At 65.2% G+C, this 25,746-nt stretch carries 24 protein-coding genes and 1 pseudogene; 9 read left to right on the forward strand and 16 right to left on the reverse strand.

What is annotated here, in order from left to right; genetic code table 11:
- The coding region (locus tag B7Y64_RS15870; RefSeq protein WP_291324119.1) for a GGDEF domain-containing phosphodiesterase at window positions 1-991 on the forward strand (991 nt) is incomplete at its 5' end.
- A 118-nt stretch (window positions 992-1,109) separates the two neighbouring features.
- Here B7Y64_RS15870 and B7Y64_RS15875 read toward each other — a convergent pair.
- The 5 genes from B7Y64_RS15875 to B7Y64_RS15895 form a co-directional block, all read right to left on the reverse strand.
- Window positions 1,110-3,071 carry a propionate--CoA ligase gene (locus B7Y64_RS15875; RefSeq protein ID WP_291324120.1) on the reverse strand — a complete coding sequence of 654 codons (1,962 nt, stop codon included), beginning with the start codon at window positions 3,069-3,071 and terminating at the stop codon, window positions 1,110-1,112.
- Window positions 3,072-3,238: 167 nt separating this feature from the next.
- Window positions 3,239-4,552: a DUF2254 domain-containing protein gene (locus B7Y64_RS15880; protein ID WP_291324121.1), complete on the reverse strand. Its 1,314-nt coding sequence runs from the start codon at window positions 4,550-4,552 to the stop codon at window positions 3,239-3,241.
- Between the two features lie 181 nt (window positions 4,553-4,733).
- Window positions 4,734-5,339: an isochorismatase family protein gene (locus B7Y64_RS15885; protein ID WP_024815069.1), complete on the reverse strand. Its 606-nt coding sequence runs from the start codon at window positions 5,337-5,339 to the stop codon at window positions 4,734-4,736.
- A gap of 57 nt (window positions 5,340-5,396) precedes the next feature.
- On the reverse strand, window positions 5,397-6,311 hold the full coding sequence (locus B7Y64_RS15890; protein ID WP_291324122.1) for a ribose-phosphate diphosphokinase: 915 nt from the start codon (window positions 6,309-6,311) through the stop codon (window positions 5,397-5,399).
- 2 nt (window positions 6,312-6,313) lie between these two features.
- Window positions 6,314-7,912, reverse strand: coding sequence for a thymidine phosphorylase family protein (locus B7Y64_RS15895; RefSeq protein WP_291324123.1), 1,599 nt, complete (start codon window positions 7,910-7,912; stop codon window positions 6,314-6,316).
- A gap of 113 nt (window positions 7,913-8,025) precedes the next feature.
- Between B7Y64_RS15895 and B7Y64_RS15900 the strand changes: the two genes are divergently transcribed.
- Complete coding sequence (locus B7Y64_RS15900; RefSeq protein WP_024815066.1) at window positions 8,026-8,598, forward strand: C40 family peptidase; 573 nt, start codon at window positions 8,026-8,028, stop codon at window positions 8,596-8,598.
- Between the two features lie 51 nt (window positions 8,599-8,649).
- On the opposite strand, the gene B7Y64_RS15905 is transcribed toward B7Y64_RS15900, so the two are convergent.
- Window positions 8,650-9,024, reverse strand: a complete 375-nt coding sequence (locus B7Y64_RS15905) for a hypothetical protein (RefSeq protein ID WP_291324124.1) — start codon at window positions 9,022-9,024, stop codon at window positions 8,650-8,652.
- A 334-nt stretch (window positions 9,025-9,358) separates the two neighbouring features.
- On the opposite strand from B7Y64_RS15905, the gene B7Y64_RS15910 reads away from it, so the two are divergent.
- From B7Y64_RS15910 to B7Y64_RS15930, 5 genes are all read left to right on the forward strand, one after another.
- Window positions 9,359-9,610, forward strand: a complete 252-nt coding sequence (locus B7Y64_RS15910) for a GlsB/YeaQ/YmgE family stress response membrane protein (protein WP_024815064.1) — start codon at window positions 9,359-9,361, stop codon at window positions 9,608-9,610.
- 66 nt (window positions 9,611-9,676) lie between these two features.
- Window positions 9,677-10,171, forward strand: coding sequence for a hypothetical protein (locus B7Y64_RS15915; protein WP_291324125.1), 495 nt, complete (start codon window positions 9,677-9,679; stop codon window positions 10,169-10,171).
- Between the two features lie 220 nt (window positions 10,172-10,391).
- Complete coding sequence (locus tag B7Y64_RS15920) at window positions 10,392-13,235, forward strand: DEAD/DEAH box helicase (RefSeq protein ID WP_291324135.1); 2,844 nt, start codon at window positions 10,392-10,394, stop codon at window positions 13,233-13,235.
- A 223-nt stretch (window positions 13,236-13,458) separates the two neighbouring features.
- Window positions 13,459-14,592 carry a CBS domain-containing protein gene (locus B7Y64_RS15925; RefSeq protein WP_291324126.1) on the forward strand — a complete coding sequence of 378 codons (1,134 nt, stop codon included), beginning with the start codon at window positions 13,459-13,461 and terminating at the stop codon, window positions 14,590-14,592.
- A gap of 102 nt (window positions 14,593-14,694) precedes the next feature.
- Window positions 14,695-15,186 (forward strand): EVE domain-containing protein, encoded by a 492-nt coding sequence (locus tag B7Y64_RS15930; protein WP_114655442.1) that lies wholly within the window; start codon window positions 14,695-14,697, stop codon window positions 15,184-15,186.
- On the opposite strand, the gene B7Y64_RS15935 is transcribed toward B7Y64_RS15930, so the two are convergent.
- Window positions 15,164-16,171, reverse strand: coding sequence for a class I SAM-dependent methyltransferase (locus B7Y64_RS15935; RefSeq protein WP_291324127.1), 1,008 nt, complete (start codon window positions 16,169-16,171; stop codon window positions 15,164-15,166). The genes B7Y64_RS15930 and B7Y64_RS15935 overlap by 23 nt on opposite strands.
- 187 nt (window positions 16,172-16,358) lie before the next feature.
- Here B7Y64_RS15935 and B7Y64_RS15940 point away from each other — a divergent pair, with 187 nt between their 5' ends.
- A complete protein-coding gene (locus tag B7Y64_RS15940; protein WP_291324128.1) occupies window positions 16,359-16,571 on the forward strand; it encodes a hypothetical protein in 213 nt (70 codons plus the stop codon).
- Between the two features lie 6 nt (window positions 16,572-16,577).
- Here B7Y64_RS15940 and B7Y64_RS15945 read toward each other — a convergent pair whose 3' ends face one another.
- The 4 genes from B7Y64_RS15945 to B7Y64_RS15960 form a co-directional block, all read right to left on the reverse strand.
- Window positions 16,578-18,200: a GMC family oxidoreductase gene (locus B7Y64_RS15945; protein ID WP_291324129.1), complete on the reverse strand. Its 1,623-nt coding sequence runs from the start codon at window positions 18,198-18,200 to the stop codon at window positions 16,578-16,580.
- A 217-nt stretch (window positions 18,201-18,417) separates the two neighbouring features.
- A complete protein-coding gene (locus B7Y64_RS15950) occupies window positions 18,418-18,924 on the reverse strand; it encodes a hypothetical protein (RefSeq protein WP_291324130.1) in 507 nt (168 codons plus the stop codon).
- Window positions 18,925-19,044: 120 nt separating this feature from the next.
- Complete coding sequence (locus B7Y64_RS15955; RefSeq protein ID WP_291324131.1) at window positions 19,045-20,097, reverse strand: carboxysome shell carbonic anhydrase domain-containg protein; 1,053 nt, start codon at window positions 20,095-20,097, stop codon at window positions 19,045-19,047.
- On the reverse strand, window positions 20,073-20,438 hold the full coding sequence (locus B7Y64_RS15960; protein WP_291324132.1) for a hypothetical protein: 366 nt from the start codon (window positions 20,436-20,438) through the stop codon (window positions 20,073-20,075). Before B7Y64_RS15960 ends, B7Y64_RS15955 begins: the two co-directional genes overlap by 25 nt.
- Here B7Y64_RS15960 and B7Y64_RS15965 point away from each other — a divergent pair.
- Window positions 20,437-20,655 carry a hypothetical protein gene (locus tag B7Y64_RS15965; RefSeq protein ID WP_111866977.1) on the forward strand — a complete coding sequence of 73 codons (219 nt, stop codon included), beginning with the start codon at window positions 20,437-20,439 and terminating at the stop codon, window positions 20,653-20,655. The genes B7Y64_RS15960 and B7Y64_RS15965 overlap by 2 nt on opposite strands.
- 74 nt (window positions 20,656-20,729) lie before the next feature.
- Here the strand turns inward: B7Y64_RS15965 and B7Y64_RS15970 are convergent, their stop codons facing one another.
- From B7Y64_RS15970 to aceF, 5 genes and pseudogenes are all read right to left on the reverse strand, one after another.
- The gene (locus B7Y64_RS15970; protein ID WP_291324133.1) at window positions 20,730-21,575 is read right to left on the reverse strand and encodes a hypothetical protein; all 846 of its coding nucleotides are present in this window, start codon (window positions 21,573-21,575) and stop codon (window positions 20,730-20,732) included.
- A 39-nt stretch (window positions 21,576-21,614) separates the two neighbouring features.
- Window positions 21,615-21,893, reverse strand: coding sequence for a glutaredoxin (locus tag B7Y64_RS15975; protein ID WP_201740961.1), 279 nt, complete (start codon window positions 21,891-21,893; stop codon window positions 21,615-21,617).
- 60 nt (window positions 21,894-21,953) lie between these two features.
- Window positions 21,954-22,178 (reverse strand): DUF3079 domain-containing protein, encoded by a 225-nt coding sequence (locus B7Y64_RS15980; protein ID WP_291324134.1) that lies wholly within the window; start codon window positions 22,176-22,178, stop codon window positions 21,954-21,956.
- 28 nt (window positions 22,179-22,206) lie between these two features.
- Window positions 22,207-24,024: pseudogene (locus tag B7Y64_RS15985) on the reverse strand (FAD-dependent oxidoreductase).
- 16 nt (window positions 24,025-24,040) lie between these two features.
- On the reverse strand, window positions 24,041-25,735 hold the full coding sequence (gene aceF, locus B7Y64_RS15990; RefSeq protein WP_024815052.1) for a dihydrolipoyllysine-residue acetyltransferase: 1,695 nt from the start codon (window positions 25,733-25,735) through the stop codon (window positions 24,041-24,043).
- Window positions 25,736-25,746 lie beyond the last annotated feature (11 nt).

Raw genomic sequence — 25,746 nt, forward strand, 5'->3', positions numbered from 1 at the left:
CCTGGACACCGAGCGCGTGGCGGTAACGGCCAGCATTGGCTACACGGTGTTCCCCTGTGACGACGCGGACGCCGACACCCTGCTGCGCCACGCCGACCAGGCCATGTATGCCGCCAAACAGGCGGGTCGCAACCGGTTTCACCAGTTCGACGCAGCGCAGGAGCGCGCCCAGCGCGAACTCCATGAGCAGGGCCTGCGCCTGAGCGAAGCGCTGACGCAGGCGCAGTTCGTGCTGTTTCTGCAACCCAAGGTGGTCATGCAGACCGGACAGGTGGTGGGCGCCGAGGCCCTGGCACGCTGGCAGCACCCCGAACGCGGCCTGCTGCCCCCCGGCGCCTTTTTGCCGTTGCTGGACGGAACCGCGCTCGAAATCGTATTTGGCCAGTGGGTGGTCGAGGCGGCGCTGGCCCAACTCGAACTCCTTCAGAAGGCGGGCCTGCCCATGCCCGTGAGCATCAACATCTCGGCCCGGCATCTGCAGCACCCTGGTTTCGGGGCGTGGATGGAACAATGCCTGGCCCGCCACCCCAAGGTAGCGCCCAGCCGGGTCGAGCTCGAAATTACCGAAAGCGCGGCGCTGTACGACCTGGCCGCCGTGGCCGACACCCTGGCCGGGCTGCGCGCTCTGGGCCTGTCGGTTGCGCTGGACGATTTTGGCACCGGCTACTCATCACTGACCTACCTGCGCCGCCTGCCCATGGACACACTCAAGATCGACCAGAGCTTCGTGCAGGGCATGCTGGACGACACGGGCGACCGGGCCATTGTGCAGGGGGTGATCGGGCTGGCCCGGTCGTTTGGCTACCAGGTGATTGCCGAGGGCGTGGAAACCATCGAACAGGGACAGATGCTGCAGCAGCTCGGTTGCGCCCATGGCCAGGGTTACTGCATTGCGCGCCCCATGCCCATCGACACCTTCATCGACTGGGCCCGCCGCTGGCAACCGCCTGTGCAGTGGCAGCACCAGCATGCCGAGGATTATTCGATATAAAAACAGCCGCAGCGCTTATCCATCAAGCGCTTGCAGCTATTGTTTTTGACAAGATTTTTTGACAAAACCCAGGCCACGGCAGGCCTGGGCGTTGTCCGGCAGCCGGGCTATCGGGCCATCAATCACCCACCAGGTCTTTGACCTGCTGCAGCGCGGCGGGGTCGTCCATGGTGGTCAGATCGCCCGGATCGCGGCGCTCGGCCACGGCCTGCAGGGCGCGGCGCAGCAGCTTGCCGCTGCGGGTCTTGGGCAGCACCGTTACAAAGTACACGCGCGATGGACGCGCCACGGCGCCGAGCTGGGTGTCCACCTGCTTCATCACCTCGCCTTCGAGCTTGAGGCGCGCGGCGTCGTCAGTAAGGCCCGAGGCATCGCGCGGCACGGCAAATGCCATGGCCACCTGTCCCTTGAGGCTGTCGGCCACGCCCACCACGGCCACCTCGGCAATGTTGGGGTGCGAAGAGATGGATTCTTCGATCTCGCGCGTGCCCAGGCGGTGCCCGGCCACGTTGATCACGTCGTCGGTGCGGCCCAGGATGAAGTGGTAGCCGTCGGCGTCGCGGATGCCCCAGTCGAAGGTGCTGTAGATCATGCGGCCCGGAATGCTTTTCCAGTAGGTGTTCACAAACCGCTCGTCGTCGCGCCACACCGTCTGCATGCAGCCGGGGGGCAGCGGGCCTTCGATGGCGACCACGCCCTTCTGGTTGGGCTGGGTCAGCTCTTCGCCATTGCTTTCGTCGATCAGCTTGACGTGGTAGCCATACATGGCCTTGCCGGGGCTGCCAAAGCGCGTGGTCTGCTGCTCCACGCCGTTGGCCAGCGTCAGGATGGGCCAGCCGGTTTCGGTCTGCCAATAGTTGTCGATGATGGGCACCGAGAGCGCATCGCTGATCCACTGTGCCGTGGGTTCGTCGAGCGGCTCGCCCGCCAGCCACAGGGCCTTGAGGGTGGAAACGTCGTATTTCTTCAGCCACGAAGCGTCGTGTTTTTTCAGCACGCGCACCGCCGTAGGGGCCGAGAACATGTGCGTGACCTTGTATTTTTCGACAATGCTCCACCACACGCCCGCATCGGGCCGCGTGGGCAGGCCTTCATACATGATGGTGGTCATGCCGGCAATCAGCGGGCCATAAATGATGTAGCTGTGCCCCACCACCCAGCCAATGTCGCTGGTGGCAAAGTAGGTCTGTCCGGCTTTGGCATCAAAGATGTGCTTCATGCTGGCCGCCAACGCCACGGTGTAGCCACCGGTGTCGCGCTGCACGCCCTTGGGCTTGCCGGTGGTGCCGCTGGTGTAAAGCGTGTAGCTGGGGTGCGTGGATTCCACCCACTCGCAGGGCACGGTGGCGTTCAGGTGCTGCTCGCGCAAGCTGGCCCAGAGGTGGTCGCGCCCGGCCACCAGGTCCATGGGCACCAGGCCCCGATCCACCAGCAGCACGGCGGCAGGTTTGTGGCGCGACAGGCGAATGGCCTCGTCGAGCAGCGGCTTGTAGGGCACGGCCTTGGCGCCGCGCGAACCTGCGTCGGCACTGACAATGGCCACCGGCTCGGCGTCTTCGATGCGGGACGCCAGCGAGCCCGAGGCAAAGCCGCCAAACACCACCGAATGCAGCGCGCCAATGCGCACGCAGGCCAGCATGGCAAAGGCCGCCTCGGCAATCATGGGCATGTAGATCAGGACGCGGTCGCCCTTTTTGACGCCCAGCGCAATCAGGCTGGCGGCCATGCGCTGCACCTCGGCGTGCAGCTCGGCAAAGCTGTAGCTGCGCTCGGTGTCGGTTTCGGTGGAGATGGCCACCAGTGCCGGCTGGCTGGCGCGGTCTTTCAGGTGGCGGTCGATCGCGTTGTGGCACAGGTTGGTGGTGCCGCCCACAAACCATTTGGCAAACGGCGGGTTGCTGTAGTCGCACACCTGCGCAGGCTGGGTCTTCCAGTCGATCAACTTCGCCTGTTCGCTCCAGAACGCGTCGCGGTGATCGATGGATTGGCGGTAAAAGTCAGCGTATGCGGTCATGGTGTGGTGTCTCCTCGACTCTCTCTCCCTGCCGGGACAGCAGGTTTTGAATTCATAATTATTCATGACGGGCTTGCGGGAAGCTGACGCAGTTGTGCGTGGTCGAGTCCGTCGACCTTCAAGGATCGACGACAGCAATTGCTGCGTTTTTTATAGCTATTCGCGCTTTATCCATCGGCGTCAGAGCAAAAAATACTGTCAACTCAAAGAACGGATGCCACCATCGCACGGCTTTACCGCAGAGTATTCGACGACCCGTCCGTGGCCAGCGGCACGCCCACGCTTTGCGCCAGTGTGCGAATCGTGCCAACCTCGTGCGGCAGGGACAGCGCCTGCTCCGCCCTGGCGAGCGCATGTTGAGCGTGTTTCACGGCCGCCACCCGCATGGCGTCGTCGCCCGCAGACGCCAACGATCGAAGCGATTTTTGCAGCCGTACGCCCACTTCCACCGCGCCAGCGCCATCGCGGGCGATGGCGGTGAAAGCATCATCGAACAGGTCGCCCACTTGCAGCAAGGGAACCACTACCCGGTCGAACTCAACAGGCTGCCCTGCAAGGTTTTCATCCCGCTGTGCCCACAGTGTGAACAAACGCACCAGCGTGCCCAAGACGCCGATGGCCGTGCCAGGATCATTGACGCCTGGAGACAACGCACGCCCGGCAATCTCGGACAGGACGATCAGGCCCAGGCGCGGGTCGTGGTCAAAAATGCGGTCACGCCCGATCGTGAACGCCGAGACCACCCGCTGTGCATCCGTATCGCCTGGCGAGACCGCGCCTTGGACAACGTGCGCCAGCGCAGTACCCGGCATGGCGAACGTGCCCGGCAGCGCATCCACCACGACCCAACCACCGATGTCCTGCGCAAATGCCTGCAGGGCTTGCGTGTCAATCTGCTGCACATAGCCCACTTCAGAGGCATAAACCGCCACCCCCGTCGCCGGGGCCTGTGGGTCGCGCGCAATGCCGCCGAGCGCGGGTGCCTTCAGGCGGCGTTGCAGGGCTGAGGCGGTTGCAGCCTCCACCTGTTGTACCGTGGCCCCCAGCCGCCCCAGGCGCGCGATGCGGTCTGTCCAGCGCACAAAGATGAACACTACGAAACCCAGAACAGACACCGTCATCGAAAAAAGCGTGAAGCGCCCGGCGATGTCGAAGTAGCCGTTTTTCATGGCCACGAGGGCCACGACACTGAAAATGAAGGCCCCCACAAACGTGGACAACGCGTTCTGCGACACATCGTCTGCAATCACCAGAGGAAACGCGCGCGGAGTCGCCGTGGTGCTGGCGGAGGAATACGCTGCCACCATGGAGGCCACCGCAAAGGTGGCAATGGCCAGCATGCTGGCCGCCATGATGGACAGAAGGCTCTCCAACGAGCCGTTCGACACGTCGGGTGCCAGGCGCGCCAGTGGCAAGGTGTCCGACACCTTGGCGCCGAACACCGCAATGATCGAGACAGCGCAGATCAACAGCGGCTTGACCCACAAACGCTCGCGGATGCGGCGCATCAGAAAACGCCACTTTTCTAGCGACACCACCCATTTCATGTGCACTCCTCCACCCTGTAGCGTCGCTGAATTGTGGGCACCACAGGGCTTTGTTGACGGACCCGCGAAGGCCCTCACAGCGTTGATGGCAGCAATGTCCGGGCATTGCAATTGCTATAGCTTACATAGCTGCTCGCGCTTTCTGAGAAAGCCCTGAAGGCCAAAAATAACCAAGAACCGGTTACTTGATCAACCCCAAAACGTCCTTGAACGCCGGGTGCTCGCAGCTGCCCAGCCATTCAAACGCCACCATCTCGGTGGTCACAAGCTCGGCGCCTGCGCCGGCCAGGCGATCGAAGGCGGCATCGCGGTTGCGTTCGGTGCGCGAGCTGCAGGCATCGGTCACCACCCACACCTCGAACTCGTCCTCAATCAGGTCCAGTGCGGTCTGCATCAGGCACACATGGGCTTCGCAACCTGCAATCACGATGGTGCCGCGCTCAGGCGCCTGCAGGGCGGGCTTTTGCAAATGCTTGGGCAGGCTGCGAGCATTGCCGCCCTGCTGCGGCTTAGCGGGTGGGCGCAACCATTCGCCCAGGCCTTCTTCGGCGGCGCTGAAATGCATCTTGGCCAGCGTTTTCTGGCACAGGGCGCGCAGCGCGGGATCGTTGCCACCCAGGCGCGAAGGGTTTTGCTCGGTGCCCCACACGGGCACTTCCATGAGCTGGGCGATTTGGGCCAGGCGCAGCGCATTGGCCAGCGCGGCAGGGCCCTCAAAGATGGCGGGCATCAGGCGTTCCTGGTAGTCCACCAGAACGAGTTGGGATTCAGAGGCGTCGAGCAGCATGGTGTCTTTCGAAAGCGGTCAGTGGCACGCGGAAGGCGCTGATTGTCGCAGCCCGGTTCAGGCGGGCAACAGCGAACGAAGCGCCTGCGCCAGGGGCTCGGCCATGGGCACGGCGTTGCTGGCGTGGGGAATGCAGTCGGTGCTCCACACCTCGCCTACTCCGGCATCGTGCAGGGCTTGCAGTGCATCGCCGGCAAACAGCGCATGGGTGACGGCCACGTCCACCGAGGCCGCGCCCGCCGCCCGCAGCAGGCGGGCCGCCTGGGCCAGCGTGCGGCCGGTGCTGGCCATATCGTCCAGCAGCACCACAGCACGCCCCTGGGCATGGAGCGGCGGCAGCTCGATAGTTACATCGCGATCGCCATGGCGCACCTTGGTGCAAACGGCATGGTCAAAGCCATGGCGGGCGGCCGCCTGGGCAATCCACTGGGCCGATTCGCCATCGGGCCCGACCAGCAAGGCGTTGGGGTTCCGCTGCGCGATCAGGTCGGCCAGCGGCTCGGCGCCGCTGAGCACGATGGCCTGGGGCACGGCCATCGCCTCCTGCAGCGTTGCCACGCGGTGCAGGTGCGGGTCTACGGTGATGACGGCGTCCACCAGCCCGGCCAGAAACGCACCAACCACCTGCTGGCTGACCACCTCGCCCGGCGCAAAGGCAATGTCTTGCCGCATGTAGGCCATGTAGGGCGCCACCAGCGTGATGTGCCGGGCGCCCAGCGTGCGGGCGGCGCGGGCAGTCAGCAGCAATTCGACCAGCTTTTCGTTGGGGTCATGCAGGCTGCGCAGCAGCATCACATGGGCAGGCAGGCGCCCTGCCCCATCCACCGGCAGTCGCAATTTGAGCTCGCCATCGGGGAAACGGTGGCGATCGATCATTTTCACGGGCAGCTGCGCGGCCTGGCCCAGGCGCTGGGCGGCAGCGGTTTCATCGTCAAAATGCAGCAGGCAGGCCTGCGATGGTGCAACCGACATGGTCAGAACTCCACAAACACCTGGGGCACCGCGTCGGCATCACCCAGGCGGTAGCCAATATCCCGGGCACTGGCCTGCCGGGCGAATTCGAGGTCGGCAGGGTAGCCCGCGTGCACGCGGTACAGCACATCGCCCTGCGCCACCGTGGCGCCCAGCTTGTGCATCAGGTCCACGCCCGCGCCCTGCACCTTGGGCGCGCCCGCCAGCCGCGCCACACGGGCGATCTGGAAATTGTCGATGCCCACCACGGTGCCGCTGGTGGGCGCGCAGACCTCAAAGGTCAGCGGGCCCAGTTGCGGGTGCAGATGGTCGAACCCCTTGCTGCCTTGCGCGGCGATGATGTCTTCCATGCGCCGAAGCGCGCGGCCCGAGTCGAGAATGTCGCGCGCAATGGCATAGCCATCGCCGCCGCGCACGTCGGGGTCGCATTCAATCAGGCGGCCCGCCAGCCGCAGGGATTTCTGGCGCAGATCGTTGGGGGCGTCGGGGTCGTTTTGCAGCACGCGCATCACGTCTCGCGCCTCCAGCACCGGGCCGATGCCGTTGCCCACGGGCTGGCGCCCGTCGGTAATGACCACGTCCAGCGACAGGCCCATGCGGCGCGCCACATATTCAAACAGGCGGCGCAGGCGCTGCGCCTCGGGCATGGAACGCACCTTGGCCGTGGGGCCGATGGGGATGTCGAGCACCAGATGGGTGGCACCGGCGGCCACCTTCTTGGACAGGATGGAGGCCACCATCTGCCCGGGCGAGTCGATGGACAGGGGGCGCTCCACCGAGATCAGCACGTCGTCCGCCGGGGATAGATTGGCCGTGCCACCCCAGGCGAGACAGCCGCGGTAGTCGCGCACGATGTCGGCCAGCTGCTCAAACGGCAATTCCACCTTGGCCAGCACCTCCATGGTGTCGGCCGTGCCCGCCGGGGAGGTGATGGCGCGCGACGATGTCTTGGGGCACAACATGCCGTGCGCTGCCACGATGGGCACCACCAGCATGGTGGTACGGTTGCCGGGGATGCCACCGATGCAGTGCTTGTCGACCACCAGGGGTTCGTGCCAGTCGAGGCGCCGGCCGCTGGCCACCATGGCGTCAGACAGGAAGAACACCTCTTCGCGGTCGAGTTCATCGCGATTGCAGGCCACGACAAAGGCCGTCAGCTCGATCTTGGAATAGTGGTGGCCGGCAATGTCGCGCACGATGGCTGCGTAGTCCGCCCGCGTCAGGCGCTCACCGGCGATCTTGCGGAACAGCGCGCCCATCGATTCGGGCGGCTCCGCCTGTGTGACTGACACGGTGTGGCCGTTTTCCACGTCCAGCTGGGCAAAGGCGTCTTCCGACAACCCGAGTTCGTTGCATTTGACAATGGCGGCGTCGTCCACCACGTTGACAGTGGCCAGGATATGGCGGCCGTTGGCGCGCACCTCAATCTTGGAAAGCGCCTGAAAACCCTCGGCCCGGTACACCGCGCAATCGCGGTGCAGGTAAGCCACGTTTTCGCGCCAGGTGTCGATGGCCACACGGCGCAAGGCCAGTCGTGAGGGGGTTTGGTTGGTAACGGGTGCAGGGGGAAGATCCTGGGGTTCGCTGGTCTCGATATGCATGGGCATCAGCCTACACCGGAATGACGGGCACCCAAGCGGGAAAACGATGATGCACATCAAGCGCTGCCATCCAGTTACAGACCCTTGTGCAAAGCGTGTTACCCTCCGCCCCCATGTCTCGCTGGATCATTGCCTTACTTCTCACCTGTGCCTCTGCTGCGCAGGCTGCGCCTGCAACGGCTTCCCCCGAAGAAATTGAGCGCATCGAACGATTTCTGACAGACAAAGGGTTGTTGGTGCAACTCGATGATGTGCGCCATTCGGTCGCAGACAAAGCCCATGTGGTCGCAGACCGCACCGCCGATCTGATTGGCAACGCCATGGGATTCATTGGCGTGCCTTACCGCCGTGGCGGCACCAGCGCCTCCACTGGTTTTGACTGCAGCGGCTTCGTGCGCGCTGTTTACGAAAAAACCGTGGGCATGGTCCTGCCGCGCAAGGCCGCTCAGCAAGCTGCCAGCACCCAGGTCATCGACAAAAAAGAACTGCAACCCGGCGATCTGGTGTTCTTCAACACCATGCGCCGCGCCTTCAGCCACGTGGGCATTTATGTGGGCGACGGCAAATTCATCCATTCACCCCGCACAGGCAGTGAAGTGCGCGTGGAAGACATGCGCCAGTCCTACTGGCAGCGCCGCTTTGACGGCGCGCGCCGTGTCACGGTCGAAGCAAAGGCCCAGCCCTAAGGCACGGACTGCAGTGCCTGCAGCGCTGCCGTTGTGCAGCGCCCACCCCGGTCAGGGTTTGACTACCGTCACCGTTTCAGTGCTTCGAATGGGTCCACCGGTGATGTTGACCGGGCCTAGATTCGGGTTGCTGCGCATGGCCCGCGCATCGGCCATGTCCTGCTGATAGCGCGACCGGGCATCACCCTCGCACGCCTTGCGATCCTTGCCTGCGGGCAGGGTCTTGCACTCCTGCAGGCTGATCTTGAGCCCGCCTCCCGCCTCGCGGATAGCAGACTGGTAACGCTGCTGCGCGGTGGTATCGGGTGCCGCACCACGCTTCAGTGATGCCTCATCGCCACCTTGCGCAAATGCTGGCATTGAAAAAACGCCCGCCACCACCCACGCTGCGGTGGCCAACAGGCCGGTGGTCGAATAGTTCTTCATGCGGTTTCCTTTTGATTCCATCAGAGTGCTTGACTCTAGGGGCCGCACTGCACCGCACGCCTAGGCCAACCCCCAAGCCCAGCGAAGGCGAGCAGCGCGCCGGGCTGTCAGACAAACACCCACGCACCGCTGCCATGCCGCTGCCCTAAGGCTGCTACAAAACAACGACCCGCGAGCCTTTGCGGCCTCCATACCCCTTGCCGCACACCCGAAGCGCCTCGCCTGCCAATCCGGCGGATACAACCGCTTCGCACCCGCACAAACGGTCTTGTCTGACAACCCTCCGTGCAGATATGTCTTAAAGTGACACCCATCTTTTTCATCGGGTGCACACATGCTTTCTATTCTCGGAACCATTCTTGTCGGACTCGTTGTCGGCTTCATCGCACGGGCGGTCAAACCGGGCGACGACAAGCTGGGCTGGATCATGACCGCCTTGCTGGGCGTGGCGGGGTCTTTTCTTGCCAGTTACGTGGGTACCGCCATGGGCTGGTATGCGCAAGGTGACGCCGCAGGCTGGATCGCCTCGGTGCTGGGCGCCGTGGTGCTGCTGGTGATCTACAGCATGGTCAAAGGCAAGTCCTGACCCACGGCTGCGTTCGAAAGAACGGGCTCTGACCCCAGTTCAACCACCACAGGCAAGGCACGCTTCATGGAATCTGCCCAACAAATGGCTGCTGACAACCCCCAACTGGCTGCGGCCGTGCAGCGCAGCCGCCGCCTGCTGCACCGGCGCGCGCTGGTGGCGGCAGCGGCCAGCACCGTTCCGGTGCCGGGGTTGGACTGGGCGGTGGATGCCGCCCTGCTGTCGCGGCTGCTGCCGCAAATCAGTGCCCAATTCGGGCTCACCCCCGAGCAGCTCGATCAGCTGGACCCCGGCAAGCGCGAACAGGTACAAAAAGCGGTCACCCTGGTGGGGTCGGTGCTGATTGGCAAGTTGATCACCAAAGAGCTCGTGCTGCGCATCACCCGCACGGTGGGCCTGCGCCTGACCACCAAGCAGCTGGCCAAATATGTACCTCTGGCAGGCCAGGCGGTGGCCGCCACTGTGGGCTATGCCACCTTGCGCTACCTGGGAGAGCAGCACCTGCGCGATTGCGTTCTGGTGGTGCAACAGAGTCAATTGCAGCTGCCCGTGCCCCGCTAATTGCTCCTGAAAAAGGAGCTACTGGCGCTTTATGCGCAATGGCCAGAGGCACTTTTAGCCATTAACTTATCGCCCAGGGGCCAGTGGCACGCGCTGCGTCGCACCAGGTCGCCCGCCAGCGCCCTGCCCCAAGGCAAAATCGCAGCCCATGGCCACCGCAGGCAAAAGTGCCCCTTCCCTCTCAAACCAAGACCCCGCGGTGCACGAAAACGCCGTGGCAATGTGGCTGACAGCCCTGCGCAGCCATGCGGACGCCGCCACGCTGCAGCAGCTCCCGCCCTTGACCGATGCCGACGCCGCCCGCGTGATGGCACGGCTGCGCCACGAAACGCCAGGTGCCACGCCTCCCGCACACCCCACACAGCCAGCCGCCACGCCCGGCATTGCCACGGGCCACTTTCGCCCGCGCATCACCCTGATGACCCTGGGGCGGGGCGACGGCCTGCTGGGCCTGCGCCCGCAAGGCCCGCTGGGCCCGCGTGGCGACAGCGTGACGCTGGCGCAGATCGACTGGACGTACACCACCCATGCGGGAGAGAGCGCGGCGCCCAACACCATCGCCTGGCACACACCTGCGCCTACCTCGGTGCTCAACTCCCGCCCACCCGCCATACAAGAGCTGTTTGACACCGGCGGCCCGGTGCTGCGCATGCAGCGCAACCTGGCTGCCGAGGCCGACGCCATGGACCGCGTGTGGGACCTGGGCCTGATCCCTGTGGACGCCAACACGCTGCAATGGCGCCACCGCGCAGCCGCCGCCGCACTGGGCCCCGTGTGGACGCTGGCGCAAGAGGCGCACTTTGGCGACTTCTGGGCCGAGCAGATTCCAAAGCTGCGTGCCGAAGGCTGGAGCGTGGTGGTGCAGCCCGGCTTTGCGCACGAAAGCGTGCCGGTGCAGCGCTGGAAGCTGCTGATTGCCCCCGACACCGGCGAGCTGCTGGGCAAAGAAGTGGACGGCCCGCTGGGCGAGCGCCTGCGCCCCGTGCAAAAGCTGCAGCTGCCCGAGCGCGAAGGCGCCTGGCTATTGAGCCTGGGCATCGAGATCGACGGCGAAACACTGGACCTGGCGCCCATGCTGGCCGATCTGCTGCGCCGTAATGCCCGCTGGCTGAACGCCCGGCAGATGGCAGCCATTGACGACATCGCCATCATTTCACTGCGCGCACCGGGCGGCAAACGCATCGACGCACCTGCAGGTCCGCTCAAGGCCATCGTGGGCGCGATGGTGGACCTGCTGACCGACCCCACGCGAAACCAGCGCAAGGACGGCGACCCGCTGCACCTGGGCGCATGGGAAGCCCGCCGCATCGAAGCCCTGCGTGCGGGGCTGGTGCAGGCCCACCGCGTGGGCACGGTGAATGGCTGGAACAACGCCTGGCAACTGCAGGGCGACGCCGGCCTGGCGCAACTGGCCCAGCGCCTGCGCACCATCGGCACCCCGCAGCCGGTGCATGCGCCGCAGGGCCTGCAGGTGCAACTGCGTCCCTACCAGCTCGAAGGACTGGCCTGGCTGCAATACCTGCGTGCACAAGGGCTGGGCGGCATTCTGGCCGACGACATGGGCCTGGGCAAAACCGCACAAGCCCTGGCCCATGTGCTGACCGAGAAAAATACCGGGCGCCTGACCCGCCCCGCCCTGGTGGTGCTGCCCACCTCGCTGCTCTTCAACTGGCAGGCCGAGGCCGCGCGCATGGCCCCCGGCCTGCGTCTGCTGGCGCTGCATGGCCCCCGGCGTGCGCACAGCTACGCCGACATCACCCGACACGACCTGGTGCTCACCACCTACCCCCTGCTCTGGCGCGATGTGGACGCGCTGGCTGCCCAGCCGTTTCACCTGCTCATCCTGGACGAAGCCCAGATGGTGAAAAACGCGGGCAGTCGCAGCGCCCGCGCCCTGCGCAAGCTGCAGGCCCCGCACCTGTTGTGCCTGACGGGCACGCCGCTCGAAAACCACCTGGGCGAGCTGTGGGCGCAGTTCGATTTTTTGATGCCCGGCTTTCTGGGCGACGTGCGCAGCTTCAACGCCCGCTGGCGCCAGCCCATCGAGGAGAACGGCGAAACCCTGCGCGCCCAGCTGCTCGCCCAGCGCGTGCGCCCCTTCATCCTGCGCCGCCGCAAGCAGGACGTGGCCACCGAATTGCCGCCGCGCACCGAAACCATCCTGCGTGTGCAGCTCCAAGGCAAGCAGCGCGACCTGTACGAGGCCGTGCGCGCCACCGCCGACAAACAGGTGCGCCGCGCGCTGGAGCGCCAGAGCTTCGAGGGTGCGCAGATCACCATCCTGGATGCGTTATTGAAACTGCGTCAGGTCTGCTGCGACCCGCGCCTGGTGAAAGGCATCCAACAAGGCCCCCACGCTCCGCCGCATCTCCGCGAAGGGGAGGCCTTTTTGCCTGGGGGCGGCCCAGCGGCAAAAAGAACGGCACAGACGATGGAACGCGCCAAGCTCGAACTGCTGGCTGACATGCTGCCCGCCTTGGTCGATGAGGGCCGACGCGTGCTGGTGTTCTCTCAGTTCACCGAAATGCTGACGCTCGCTGCCGAGCTGCTGGACGCTTTGGCCCTGCCCTACCTCACCCTCACGGGCCAGACGCCGCCCCGCCAGCGCGGCGCGGTGGTGCGGCAGTTCCAGGCGCAGGACGACACCAGCGCGCCCATCCTGCTCGTCAGCCTCAAGGCGGGGGGCGTGGGCCTGAACCTCACCGCCGCCGACACCGTGATCCACCTCGACCCCTGGTGGAACCCCGCCGTGGAAGAACAGGCCACCGCCCGCGCCCATCGCATCGGGCAGGACCAGCCGGTGTTTGTCTACAAGCTGGTGGTGGAAGGCAGCATCGAAGAGCGCATGCTGGAACTGCAGACCCGCAAGGCCGCGCTGGCGCAGGGGGTGCTGGGGCACGACGCCGAGGGCGCAGTGAAATTTAGCGAGGCCGACCTGCACGCGCTGCTGGCGCCGTTGAGCGAGCCGGCCAACAACCCGCTGGGCTTGCCGGGCGAAGACGCGCTGCGCTGGGGCGGCACCGGCCCGCAGCAGCGAGGGCCATCGCAGCCGCCGGAGTTTTGACACTTTTGGCCTCTAGATCTTATGGAACAAGCGCCTGACGCTATTAAAAGCGCAGCAACATTCGTGCATGTGAAGCGGTTAACCCTACTGCGGTGATGGATCCGTTCGATCGGTACCATCTGCGGCTGCACAAATTTGGTGCACCTTCGACTTTTCGACAGCCCACGGCGGCCCCCCTCTTCAAGTGCCCAAAAGAATAAGCGCCTGGTTTCACACCAGGGTGTTGAGCAATACCCTGTCCCTTTCAAGCAGCGAGCGGTGGAAAGCCAGCCTGGGTGCATTGCTGTGTCTGGCGTCCTGCGGGCTGCTGTTGCGAAGTTTGCCGCTGGATGCGCATTGGCTTCTGGCTCCGGTGGGGGCCAGCGTCGTAATTTTGTTTGTCCAGTTTCACAGCCCCGTGGCCCAGCCCTGGCCGCTGCTGGGCAGTTACCTGCTGGCCACCGTGGCGGGGCTGGCCTGCTCGCACTGGGTGGCACAACCTGCGCTGGCCGCAGCGCTGGCGGTGGCGCTGTCGATCTGGCTCATGGCCTGGCTCAACTGCGTGCACCCGCCCGGTGGGGCGCTGGCGCTGTTGCTGGTGCTCAACGGCCCCTACGCTCCCACCGAAATGGTCGCCGTGAGCGAGCTGATCGCCATCAATGCGGGTGTCCTGTTGCTGGCGGCCTTGTTCATCAACCGGATGGTTCTGCGCCGACGCCACCCCCACAGCAGCACGCAGCCCGGCCCCAGCCACAACACACAAGACCGCCCTCCCATCGAGCGCCTGGGACTGACCCACACCGACCTGGAAAGCGCTGTCAAGACGCTCAACACCTTTGTGGACGTGCAGGAGGATGAGCTGGTCGAGATCTACAACCTGGCCGTGGACCACGCGTTCGGCCGCCATGTAGGGCTGAGCTGCGCAGACATCATGTCGCGCGACGTGGTCACGGCCCATTTCGACACCGACCTGGCTGTGGCCTGGAAGCTGCTGCGCCAGCACAAGATCAAGTCCTTGCCCGTCATTGACCGGTTCGACCGCCTCATTGGCATCGTGACGGTGGCCGATTTTCTGCGCCAGATTGACAACCAGGCCACACCCAAGGACCTGGCCACGCTGGTGCAGGCCCTGCTCAGGCGCACCCCCGGGCACTATGCCGACAAGCCCGAGGTCGTGGGTCAGATCATGAGCTCCGAGGTGTTCACCGCCACTCCCCAGATGCCGCTGTCCGAGCTGATCCGCCAGATATCTCAGCGCGCTTTGCCGCATGTGCCGGTGGTTGACGAGCAGCGCAAGGTGGTGGGCATGGTGACGCAGTCTGACCTGCTGGTGGCGCTGTACAAGAGCATTGCCTTGAGCCAAGCAGCGAAGGCGTGACACGCCCCCCTTTTGCGCAACGAGAATGCAGGGGCAGGGCTTGAAAATTGTGGGCCATGCGGGCGCCCCCACTTGTACGGCCTGCACCATTTCTGTACCCCCATGAACCCGACTGACAGTCACACCCGCAGCCCCCGCTACTGGCTCATGAAGTCCGAGCCGCAGGAATGCTCTATCGACGACACCCTGGCTGCATCCGACGCCACCGTGCCCTGGACTGGTGTGCGCAACTACCAGGCGCGCAACTTCATGCGCGACGGCATGCAGGTAGGCGATGGCGTGCTGTTCTACCACTCCAGCTGCCCAGAACCCGGCATTGCCGGTATTGCCCGCGTGGCCAGCACCACCCGGGCCGACCCCACGCAGTTTGACCCGGCATCGCCCTACTTCGACCCCAAATCGCCCGTGGATGCGCCCCGCTGGCTGCTGCTGGATGTGCAGGCCCTGCGCAAAACGCGCCTCATCAGCCTGGCCGAGTTGCGCAGCACCCCGACGCTTGCACAGATGCGCGTGCTGCAAAAGGGCAGCCGGCTGTCCATCACGCCGGTGGAGCCCGATGAGTGGGCTGAAATTACGGAGCGGCTGGCGCGCTAGGGGCCGGGTCTGCTGCGTTGGGCAGGGGCAGCTCAGGCATGGCGTACACCAGCACCTTTAGCGCCCTGTCCTCGTCCACATCGGAAAACACGGCCGGGTTGGCCACGCGTTCGACAAACTGCAGCTCGGGGGCCAGTTCCTGCATCTGGCTTTGCAGAAAATCCACGCCCAGCTCGGGCGCGTTCAGGCACAGCAGCGCGTGGCCGCCGGGTGCTAGCAGATCAGGCAGGCGGCGCATGAGGCGGGCGTAATCCTTGGTGGCCACAAAGCTGCCTTTTTGGTAGCTGGGCGGGTCCACGATGACCAGGCCATAGGGGCCGCTGCGGGTGATCTTGCCCCAGCTGCTGAAGATGTCGTGCGCCAGAAAACTGGCGCCGGTGGTGATGCCGTTGAGCTGGTGGTTCTGCTGCCCAATCGCCATGGCGCCGTGGCTCATGTCCACGTTGACCACCTGCCTGGCGCCCGCCTGCAGCGCCACCACCGAGAACGCGCAGGTGTAGGCAAACAGGTTCAGCACCTTGAGGCCATAGCGGTCGGCGCTGTGCGCGGCCGCGTAGTCGCGCACCCAGCGGCGGCCCTCGGCCATGTCCAGAAACAGGCCGTGGTTCTGGCCGCGCAGCACATGCACCTTGAACCGGGCGCCCTGCTCTGTCACCACATGGGGGTCGGGCACGCTGCCCGCCATCAAGCGCGTTTGGGTGCGGCCCTGGGTGCGCAGCGCCTCGTTGCGGCACTGAAACACCCATTTCAGCGGCTGGCCCGGCGCCAGGGCCTCCCAGCGCTGGGCCAGCGCGGCACCAATGGTGGCCAGCTGCGCCTCGGTCTCGTCGCCCGCGGGCAGAAAGCTGGTCAGCACCCAAACGGGCGGGTAGGCATCGAGCGTCCACTGCTCGCAGCCGGGGAAGCGCCCACCCCGGCCGTGAAAGATGCGGCAGGCGTCGGTGGGCAAGGGCATGGCGGCAATGGCGTCGAGCAAGGGCTGCATAAAATATTAGATGTTTCAGGCCTCTATAGCTTACTGGATAAGCGCATATAGCTATTAATAACGTAGCGTTTCGAACCACTATCAATCAGGTTGCCGTGGCCCGGTGCGGGGTCTGCCAGACGCCTCCACTGCGTTGTGATCACAGGCAGCGCGCGTTCAAAAGCTGCCGAACACCGTGCCCAGCACAATGAGCAGCACCAGCACCAGCACCAGCACCAGCGCGGGCAGCATCGCGGCGGCGCAGACGGCCGCCATCGGGTTCGCCCTGCCCTTTGCCGATGCGATGCTACTGGCGATTGCCTTGTGGCGCGGCGTGCGCAATGACTGGAACGAAGAGCAACGCCGCGAGCGCGCACTGCGCAAGCGCATGCGCGAGATGGTGGACGCACCCAGGCGGTAATGGATCTCAGGCCAGCGCCTGCGCCTCGGCCTGGCCGGTCAGACGCTGCACCAGCCCCTGCGCAAGCCGGTTGACGACACCGTAGACCGACAACTGCGGGTTCGCCCCGACGCTGGTGGGAAAGAGCGAGCCGTCGTGGACCGAGAGGTTTTCCAGCTGCCAGTGCACGCCATCGGGCCGCACCACGCCCATCCGCTCATCGGCCGCCAGGCCGCAGCCGCCCATTACGTGGGCGCTGACCACCCTGGTCAGCAGCGGCTTCATGGGCAGTTGCCCGATGGCCTCCCTGGCCTGCGCCCAGGAGGTGTAGAGCTGGCCCCTCTCATGCACGGGCAGCACCTGCTTTGCACCGGCGGCAAACTGGATTTCGGTCATGGCCAGCATGGCGCGGCGTGCACCGTCCATCACATAGTCGGTGAGCGGGTAGTCGAGCACGGCCGAGCCATCGCCGCGCAGCTTGACGTGCCCGCCCCGGGCCTGGTCGTGGAAGCCGTCGCGCAGCAGCGCCAGCAGCACATGTGTGTGCGGAAACTTGCTCAGCAGGTCAGCCTGGGGCTGCCCCGAGCCGGGCATCGACGTGGCCAGAATCAGTGGATGCAGCGGCGGCGCCTCGATCTTGAAGCCCATGGGGCCGTCGATGGGCTGGGTGCGCAGGTAGTGGTCGGAGTACAGCGACTGCGGTGCACCCGCCCAGCCCTCCACACGCTTCTCCATCACGGCGGCCGTCATCACTACCGGGTGCAGGAAGGTGCGCTGCCCCAGGCGGCCATGCGGGTCGGGGACGCCCGAGCGCATCAGCACGGCGGGCGAGTTGATGGCCCCGCCCGAGAGCACAAAATGCCGCGCCGTGATGGTGGTGCGCACGGCGTCTGCCGTCACCGCGCCGTTGAGTTGCACGCCCACGCAGCGCAGTGCCTGCACCTTGCCCGAGGCCAGATCGAGCTTCTCGGCACGCGTCTGCACCAGTAGCGTGGCGCCTTTGTCGAGCGCAGCCGGAATGGTGGTCACCAGCATGGACTGCTTGGCATTGGTGGGGCAGCCCATGCCGCAGGAGCCCAGGTTCCAGCAGCCCTGCACGTTGCGCCGGATCGACTCGACCGGAATGCCCAGCTTGACCGCGCCAGAACGCAGCAGTTCGTTGTTTTCGTTGGGCGGCACCTGCCATGACGACACGTTGAGCCTGCGCTCGGCCTGCTCGAAATACGGCTCCAGCGCCTGCTCGTTGTAGTCCTTCAGCCCAAAGTATTGCTCCCAGTACGCCAGGGTTGCGGGCGGCGTGCGGAAGGAGCTGGTCCAGTTCACCGTGGTGGAGCCCCCCACGCAGCGCCCCTGCAGGATGGAGATGGCCTTGTCCTCGGTCTTGCGGCCGGCGCTTTCCTGGTAGAGCTGGGGGTAGGCTTCGGACTCGCGCTGGCGAAAATCGCTGCTGCTGCGCAGCGGGCCTTCTTCGACGATGACCACGGACAGACCGGCGCGGGTCAGCAGCTCGGCCGTGATGCCCGCACCCGCGCCCGAGCCGATGATGGCCACGTCGCAAGCGATGGTTTGCGGCGCGGCGCCGTGGGGGCCGCCCAGCACTTTCCAGCCGCGCTGCAGGCCGCTGCGAATGGGATCGGGGAGTTTGCTCATGGTGTTTGGTTCATAAGGTGTGACGAACGGATGGGTTCACACCGGTTCGGGGTGTCAGAGGCTGAGAGTTTTTTGCTCGTGCCCGAAAGTTGCGTCAAAACAGCCCTGATCAAGGCGCAAAGCACAGCCATCGCACGTGCTATGGCGAGCATTTGCAACACGGAGCAGGGGTGTTTTGGCGTGCAAGGCGGGCACAGGCAAAAGACTTCTCAGCCTCTCAGATATCCACAGGGCCTGGGTAACCCAGGGTCGACCAAGTGGCTTCGTCAGAAAAATAGGCACCGCCCACAATCTCGTGCAGCGCCTGGTAGGCCTGCTGGCGCACCGCCAGGCGCGAAAAGCGCATGTCGTCCAGTGCAGCCTGCACCTGTGCCGGACTGGCATCAAGCCAGTCGCTGGACAGGCCGGCCAGCCCCCGGCGCCCGGCGCTGGTGCACAGCAGTCCCACCAGTTGCGACAGCTCGGCCTGCACATGCGGTGGCAGGTTTTGCGCCAGGGCGTCCACACGGTCTGCCATGCCCTGCAGCGCCTGCTGCTGCGCGCCCGCGTCTTGTGGCAGTGTGCCCTGCAGAATGGCGCGGCCCGCGCTGATGAACAGCCCCCGCCCCGCGTCAGACAGGCGCCCCTGCACCAGACCCGGCTGCAGCAGCATGGCCGCCCCGCCCGCCAGCGCCAGCACAGCGCCCGACACCAGGCCCAGCTTCAATAAAGTTCGTCTTTGCATTTTTCGACTATCGCACGCACCAGCCCCCTGCCTCTAGACGCAGCCGCCTAGAGGGTGTCGGGGTTTTCATTGATACCGCAAATGCGGTATGGGCAAGCCCGCCTCCACAGGTGCGCAGGCTCAAACCGGCTCCAGCCTGCGCGAGCGCCAGTCCAACACAGCGGTGCGCACATGCATCTTGCCCGCCAGGGCGGGCGATTGGCGGGCAATCACCCCGGCGGCAAAGTCCGCCAGAAAGGCCGACTTGAGCCCTGCCCGGGCGCTGTCCACCCCAAGTTCCTCGTAGGGCACCGAAGCCAGCAACAAAAAACCATCGTCCGGTATGCGCCCTTTGGCCATGTTGGCTTCGATGATGGCCGCCGCCTGGCCCACGGGTTCGGCCAACTCGGGGCTGTAGGGGCCGACGATCAAGGCGATGTTGGGCATGTGCAGAAAGTCAAAGCCCCGGCCCAGGCAAATCATCCATTCGCGGTGCTCGATGTCGGCCGCCCGGTGCATCTGCCGCACCTCGTCGATGCGCCGCAGATTGCCCGCCAACAGCGGCAGCAGGTCGTCACGCATCTGGCGGGGCATGTCGGGAAACAGGGCCGCCAGGTGCTGTGCCAGGGCGTCTTCGGCCATGCCTGCGCACTGCGCCAGGTCCAGCAGCCCGTCTTGCTGGCCATGCACCAGCAGCGCGTCTTCGTCGGTTTCAAAGCCGCACAGCAGGGGGTACACGGTGTCGCGCCCCTGGCCGAACACGGTTTCCACCTGCTGCTTGATGCGCCGGGTGTGCTCGATGGCCGCTGCCGTGTCGCCATGGAACCCGGCGCAGCCCCGGTGCACGCTGCCGCGCGAGAAGTGGTAAGTGATGAGCAGCAGCACCCGCCGCCCTTCACGCACGCAGCGCTGCACATACCCGGCCAGCACCTCGCCCAGGTGCGGCCATCCCAGGTCGAACATGCCCCCCAGGTTGCGAAACGGCTGGATGATGCCCAGTGGCGTGTGCGTGGCCACCGGAATGTTGATGCGCCCGTCCATGCACTTGAGCACGCCAATGGCCGTGGGGTGCAAGGCCAGGTAGCGCTCGCGGGCGAGCCAGTTTTCGGGGCTGCAGAATCGGGCCGAGTGGTCGCATGCGCGCTCAAAAAGCCAGTCGATGCGCTGGGCTATGGGTTTGCTGTGGATGTCCATGGGCGTTCAGGGGTTGCAGGGTGCCGCCGTGACGCGGTTGCACCCTGGTTCTTGGACTGGTACAGGGCATGGTCGGCGCGGTGCAGCAAGGGGGCTTCAGACTGGCCCCGGTTGCGCGCCGCCTGTGCAGCCCAGAGCATCTGTCCCACAAAAGCCTGGGAGTCCTCCCAGTCCAGCGCTGCGGCAAAAGCCTCCAGGCGCTGCATCACCTGGCCTTGCCAGTGTGGACCCAGCGGCTCCTCACCGGGCCATGTGTCCGCAGCATCCTGCCGCAGCGCCACCCACTGCTGCGCCGCCCAGGTGGGCAGACTGCATTTCCATTGACCAGAGGCAGGGACCATGAGAGAGGCATCCGTTCACACGCCAGCGCGTGCTGCGCAGGCAGAGCGTTGCGCCGCTACAGGCTACAACCCCCTCGCCCGCCACAGCCCCTGTAAAAACCCTGCTTTACCCTGCGCAATACCCAAAACCCTGCTCATCGCTTACGAGTCGATGACCGGCGGCACCGGCCAGATGGCCGAGGCGCTGCTGGGCGGCGGAGCGCAAAAAGCCGCGTGAATCGTGGGGTAAGAACTACACGAAACGGGGGGCAGGTCAATGGGAATCTGGCGCATGGCGCTGCGCGGCAAGCATCACCCCAGCCACTGCGGCCGCAACAGCATGACCAAGCCGAGCGCAAGCATCACCAGACCAGAGAGCAGCTTGAGCCAGCGCCCACCTTGCTCTGTGAGCTTGCTGCTGGCGAGTGCGCTGACCGCAAGCGTGACCATCAGTGCGTCGTCGGTGATGTAGCCAATGATGTACAGGCCCAGGTAGCCGTGGTATGCAAGGTGTCCCAGGTCCTGCTGCGTCAGGATTGCCGTGTAGATGGCTGGCAGACCCGCAGTGCACAGCAATTCAATCAGATTGACGGCGATGGCAAGCAGCGCGACACCGGCCATGGCCGCCGGCAGCGATGGCGCGTTCATCACCCGGCGCATTCGCTCAAAGAGGCCGGGTTTGGCCTTTTCGGGAATCGACAGCGAGACACCGCGTCCCCATGCAAAGTAGTCCTTGGTATTGATGGAACCAATGGCGATGGCCAGCAGGGCCAGCCCCACGCGCAGCGGCACTGACAGGCCGACCGCAAGGAGAAGGTTGAGCCACGCCGCCATCATCGCGTAGTAAACCGCGCCACTGACCAGCACAAAGGTGCCGGCAATCAGCGCCATGCGTCGGCGGTCGTGCAGCCGCACCAGCAGCGAGAGCAGGAAGAGCAGCACCCAGGTGGCGCAGGGATTGAAGCCGTCGAGCAGACCGATGGCCAGCGTGAACAGCGGCAAGCCGAGCTGTGCGACGCTGAGCGTGCCAACAAGCGGCGCGTCGATCGCCTGGCGCGGTGCAGGCAATGCCTGCGGTGCAGATGCGGCGGGCGGCGCCGCATCGAGCAGCGCAAGCAGCTCAGGGCCGCTGTCTGCGGCGTCCCCGAAGCCGATCATCACCCGCTCGCCGACGACAAAGGTCGGAACGCCCGGCGGTCAGATACCGGCCTGGCGCGAGACCTGCTCCAGTGCTTGGCGTGCTTGCGGGTCGCGGTCGATGGCGCGGTAGTCAATGCGCAGCGCGGGTCTCTCGCGGGCCAGCCCGGCAAGATAGGCCTTGGCATCCGCACAGTGCGGGCAGCCATCGCGCACAAAAACGGTCAGCACCGGGCCGTTCCCGTCCGGCTCTGCTGCAGCAAACCGGGCAGGCCACAGGGTGGCGACAAAAAGAATCAGGACCCCGAACAGGCCCGTCAGCAATGAACGTCGAAGCACGATAAGTCAAACGCAGAAAAAAGGGACCGCACGCAAATACGCCCAGCCACGATACCGCATTCAACGCACAGAGGGTTTTCCCATTTCTGCCGTGGCATCGGGCTGCGTACCCCGGTCGTCCAGCAGGCCCCACTGGTCCCAATCGTCCCCAAACAGCTCCGCCGGGTGCTGCGTGCGGTCCGACCCATTGCCGCAGCGCATCTCCTTGGCAGGGCAGTACAAGTCGCAGCCCCAGCACACACGCTCGGGGTGGGCGGGGGCCTGGGGGAACTTCTTGACTGCCATGGCCAGGCTCCGGTGGCTGTGCTCCGGCCTACTTGCGTGCAGGGGGCACGTCGGTGCACGACCCATGCGCCACTTCCGCCGCCATGCCGATGCTCTCGCCCAGCGTCGGATGCGGGTGGATGGTCTTGCCGATGTCGACAGCGTCCGCACCCATCTCGATGTGCCGACCATGCCGCCGCCCAGGATCTTGCCGTGGCCCCGGCCAGCATGGCCGTCTCCTGATCCTGCTTCGGGGCTGTCGTCGAACAGCAGCTTGGTGACGCCTTCGTCGCGGCCGTTGGCAATGGCGCGGCCCGAGGCCGCCCAGGGGAACAGGCCCTTCTTGACCTTGATGCCCTGCTGCTTGGCCTGGTCTTCGGTCAGGCCCACCCAGGCCACTTCGGGGTCGGTGTAGGCCACGCTGGGGATCACGCGGGCGTTGAAGGCGGCGCTGGCCAGTTCCTTGTTGCCCTGCAATTCGCCGGCGATCACTTCCGCCGCCACATGCGCCTCGTGCACCGCCTTGTGCGCCAGCATGGGCTGGGGGCACGTTGGTGCGCATCTGGATATCGACGTTGATGAAGCCCCGGTCCGTCACGGCCACGCCTGCTTTTTCAGCGGCGACCTTCTTGCCGTTGGGCGTGCGGCCCACGGCTTGTAGTACCAGGTCGTAGACCTGGGGTGCGGGGGCGGTACCGCCCTCTTCCGCTGGCGCAAACGTCACCTCGATGCCTTCGGGTGTGGCCTTGGCGCCCACCGTCTTGGTCTTGAGCATGATGTTGTCGAAGCGCTTGGCGTTCATCTTCTGCCAGATCTTGACCAGGTCGCGGTCGGCGCCCTGCATCAGTCCGTCCATCATTTCGACCACATCGAGGCGCGCGCCCAGCGTGCTATAGACCGTGCCCATTTCCAGGCCGATGATGCCGCCGCCCAAGATGAGCATGCGCTTGGGGACTTCCTTGAGCGCCAGGGCGCCGGTGGAGTCCACCACGCGCGGATCGTCGGGCATGAAGGGCAGGCGCACGGCCTGGCTGCCGGCGGCGATGATGGCTTTCTGGAAGGCGATGACCTTCTTGGTGCCGGTCTTCTCCTGGCCCGATCCGGTGGTTTCTTCCACTTCAACGTGGTTAGCACCGACGAACGCGCCGTAGCCGCGCACCGTGGTCACCTTGCGCATCTTGGCCATCTGGGCCAGGCCGCCGGTGAGTTTGCCGATGACTTTCTCTTTGTGGCCGCGCAGCGTGTCGACATTGACAGTGGGCGCGCCAAAGTCGATGCCTGCCGCTGACAGGTGCGACACCTCGTCGATCACTGCGGCCACGTGCAGCAAGGCTTTGCTGGGGATGCAGCCCACGTTCAGGCACACGCCGCCCAAGGTGGCGTAGCGTTCGACGATGACGACCTTGAGGCCCAGGTCGGCCGCACGGAAGGCGGCGCTGTAACCGCCGGGGCCGCCGCCGAGCACGAGCAGGTCGCACTCCAGATCGGCCGTTCCGGCAAATCTGGATGCTTCTGTTTTAATAGCTGCTGGCGCTTGTGGTGCTTTAAATTCAGATTGTTTTGTATCTGAAACTGTTGCTGGTTGTGTGCTAGAAGCTACTTTTTCAGGAGCAGATGCCGGGGCCGCGTCGCGGGTTTCCAGCGTCAGCACCACTGCGCCTTCGGCGATCTTGTCGCCCAGTTTCACGCGCAGTTCTTTGACCACACCCGCATGGCTGGAGGGGATTTCCATGGAGGCCTTGTCGGATTCCACGGTGATCAGGCTTTGTTCGGCCTTGATGGTGTCGCCGGGTTGGACCAGCACTTCGATGATGGCCACTTCGGCGAAGTCGCCGATGTCGGGCACCTTGATGTCGATGATTGCCATGTGTCTCGCCCTTTCGTTACATCACGATGCGGCGGAAGTCCGCCAGCAGCGAGGCAAAGTACACGTTGAAGCGTGCGGCGCTGGCGCCGTCGATCACGCGGTGGTCCCAGCTCAGGCTGAGCGGCAGCATGAGGCGCGGTGCGAACTGTGTGCCGTCCCATTGGGGCTCCAGGCTGCTTTTGCACACGCCCATGATGGCGACTTCGGGGGCGTTGATGATGGGCGTGAAGTAACGCCCACCAATGCCGCCCAGCGAGCTGATGGAGAAGCACCCGCCGGTCATGTCGGCCGGGCCCAGCTTGCCGTCGCGCGCTTTCTTGGCCAGGTCGCCCATCTCCTGGCTGATCTGGACGATGCCTTTCTGGTCGGCGTCGCGGATCACGGGCACGACCAGACCGTTGGGCGTATCGGCCGCAAAGCCGATGTGGAAGTAGTTCTTCATCACCAGCTGGTCGCCGTCGAGCGAGCTGTTGAAGTCGGGAAACTTCTTGAGCGCAGCCACGGCGGCCTTGATCATGAAGGCGAGCATGGTGACCTTGACGCCACTCTTTTCGTTCTCTTGGTTGAACTGCACGCGGAAGGCTTCGAGGTCGGTGATGTCGGCATCGTCGTGGTTGGTGACGTGCGGGATGACGACCCAGTTGCGGTGCAGGTTGGCACCGCTGATTTTCTTGATGCGCGAGAGGTCTTTGCGCTCCACGGGGCCGAACTTGGTGAAGTCGACCTTGGGCCAGGGCAGCAGGTTCAGGCCCTCGCCCGAGCCGCCGCTACTGGCGGCGGGTGCCTTGGCTGCCTGCGCCTTGGTTTGCGTGGCGCCGCCCATCACCGCCTTGGTGAAACCCTGGATGTCGTCTTGCGTGATGCGACCCTTGGGGCCAGTGCCCCTGACTTCGTGGAGCGGCACACCGAGTTCGCGGGCGAATTTGCGCACCGAGGGGCTGGCGTGTGGCAGGCCGGCAGCGGGCGTGCCGGGCTGGTGCGCGGGCACGGAGGCAGAGGCGATAGCGGTTGCGGGGGGCGCAGCCGCTGCCACAGCGGCGGCAGGAACTGGCGCTGCTGATGCGGCCGGTGCGGCTGGAGCAACCGCCGCTGGCGCATTGCCCGCCGAGCCTTCCAGCACGGCCACAAGGTCGCCGATGTTGACGGTGTCGCCGATCTTGACCTTGAGTTCCTTGATCACGCCCGCAGCGGGCGAAGGGATCTCCATGGATGCCTTGTCGGATTCGACCGTGAAGAGCGATTGCTCCAGCTTGACCGTGTCGCCGGGCTTGACCAGCAGCTCGATCACGGCCACGTCCTTGAAGTCGCCGATGTCGGGCACGCGCACTTCGATGGGGCCGACAGGCGCCGCTGCGTCGGGCGCCGGTGCAGCAACGGGAGCGGCGCTGGGCGTCGGTGTTTTTGCTATTTTTTCAATAGCTGCTTGCGCTTGCTGCGATTGGGCTGGTGTTGAATTTGATTCAGAAACAGCACCAACCACTTCGAGCGTGAGCACCACCGAGCCTTGCTTGACCTTGTCGCCGACCTGCACCCGCAGGTCCTTGACCACGCCCGCATGGCTGGAGGGAATCTCCATGGATGCCTTGTCAGACTCGACCGTGATCAGCGATTGCTCGGCCTTGACGGTGTCGCCGGGCTTGACCAGCAACTCGATCACGCCGACTTCGTCGAAGTCACCGATGTCCGGAACTTGGATTTCTACCAATGCCATTGTTGTCTCCA

Origin of the sequence: Acidovorax sp. 35-64-16 (assembly GCF_002281195.1) — a bacterium.
GTDB lineage: Bacteria > Pseudomonadota > Gammaproteobacteria > Burkholderiales > Burkholderiaceae_C > Acidovorax > Acidovorax defluvii.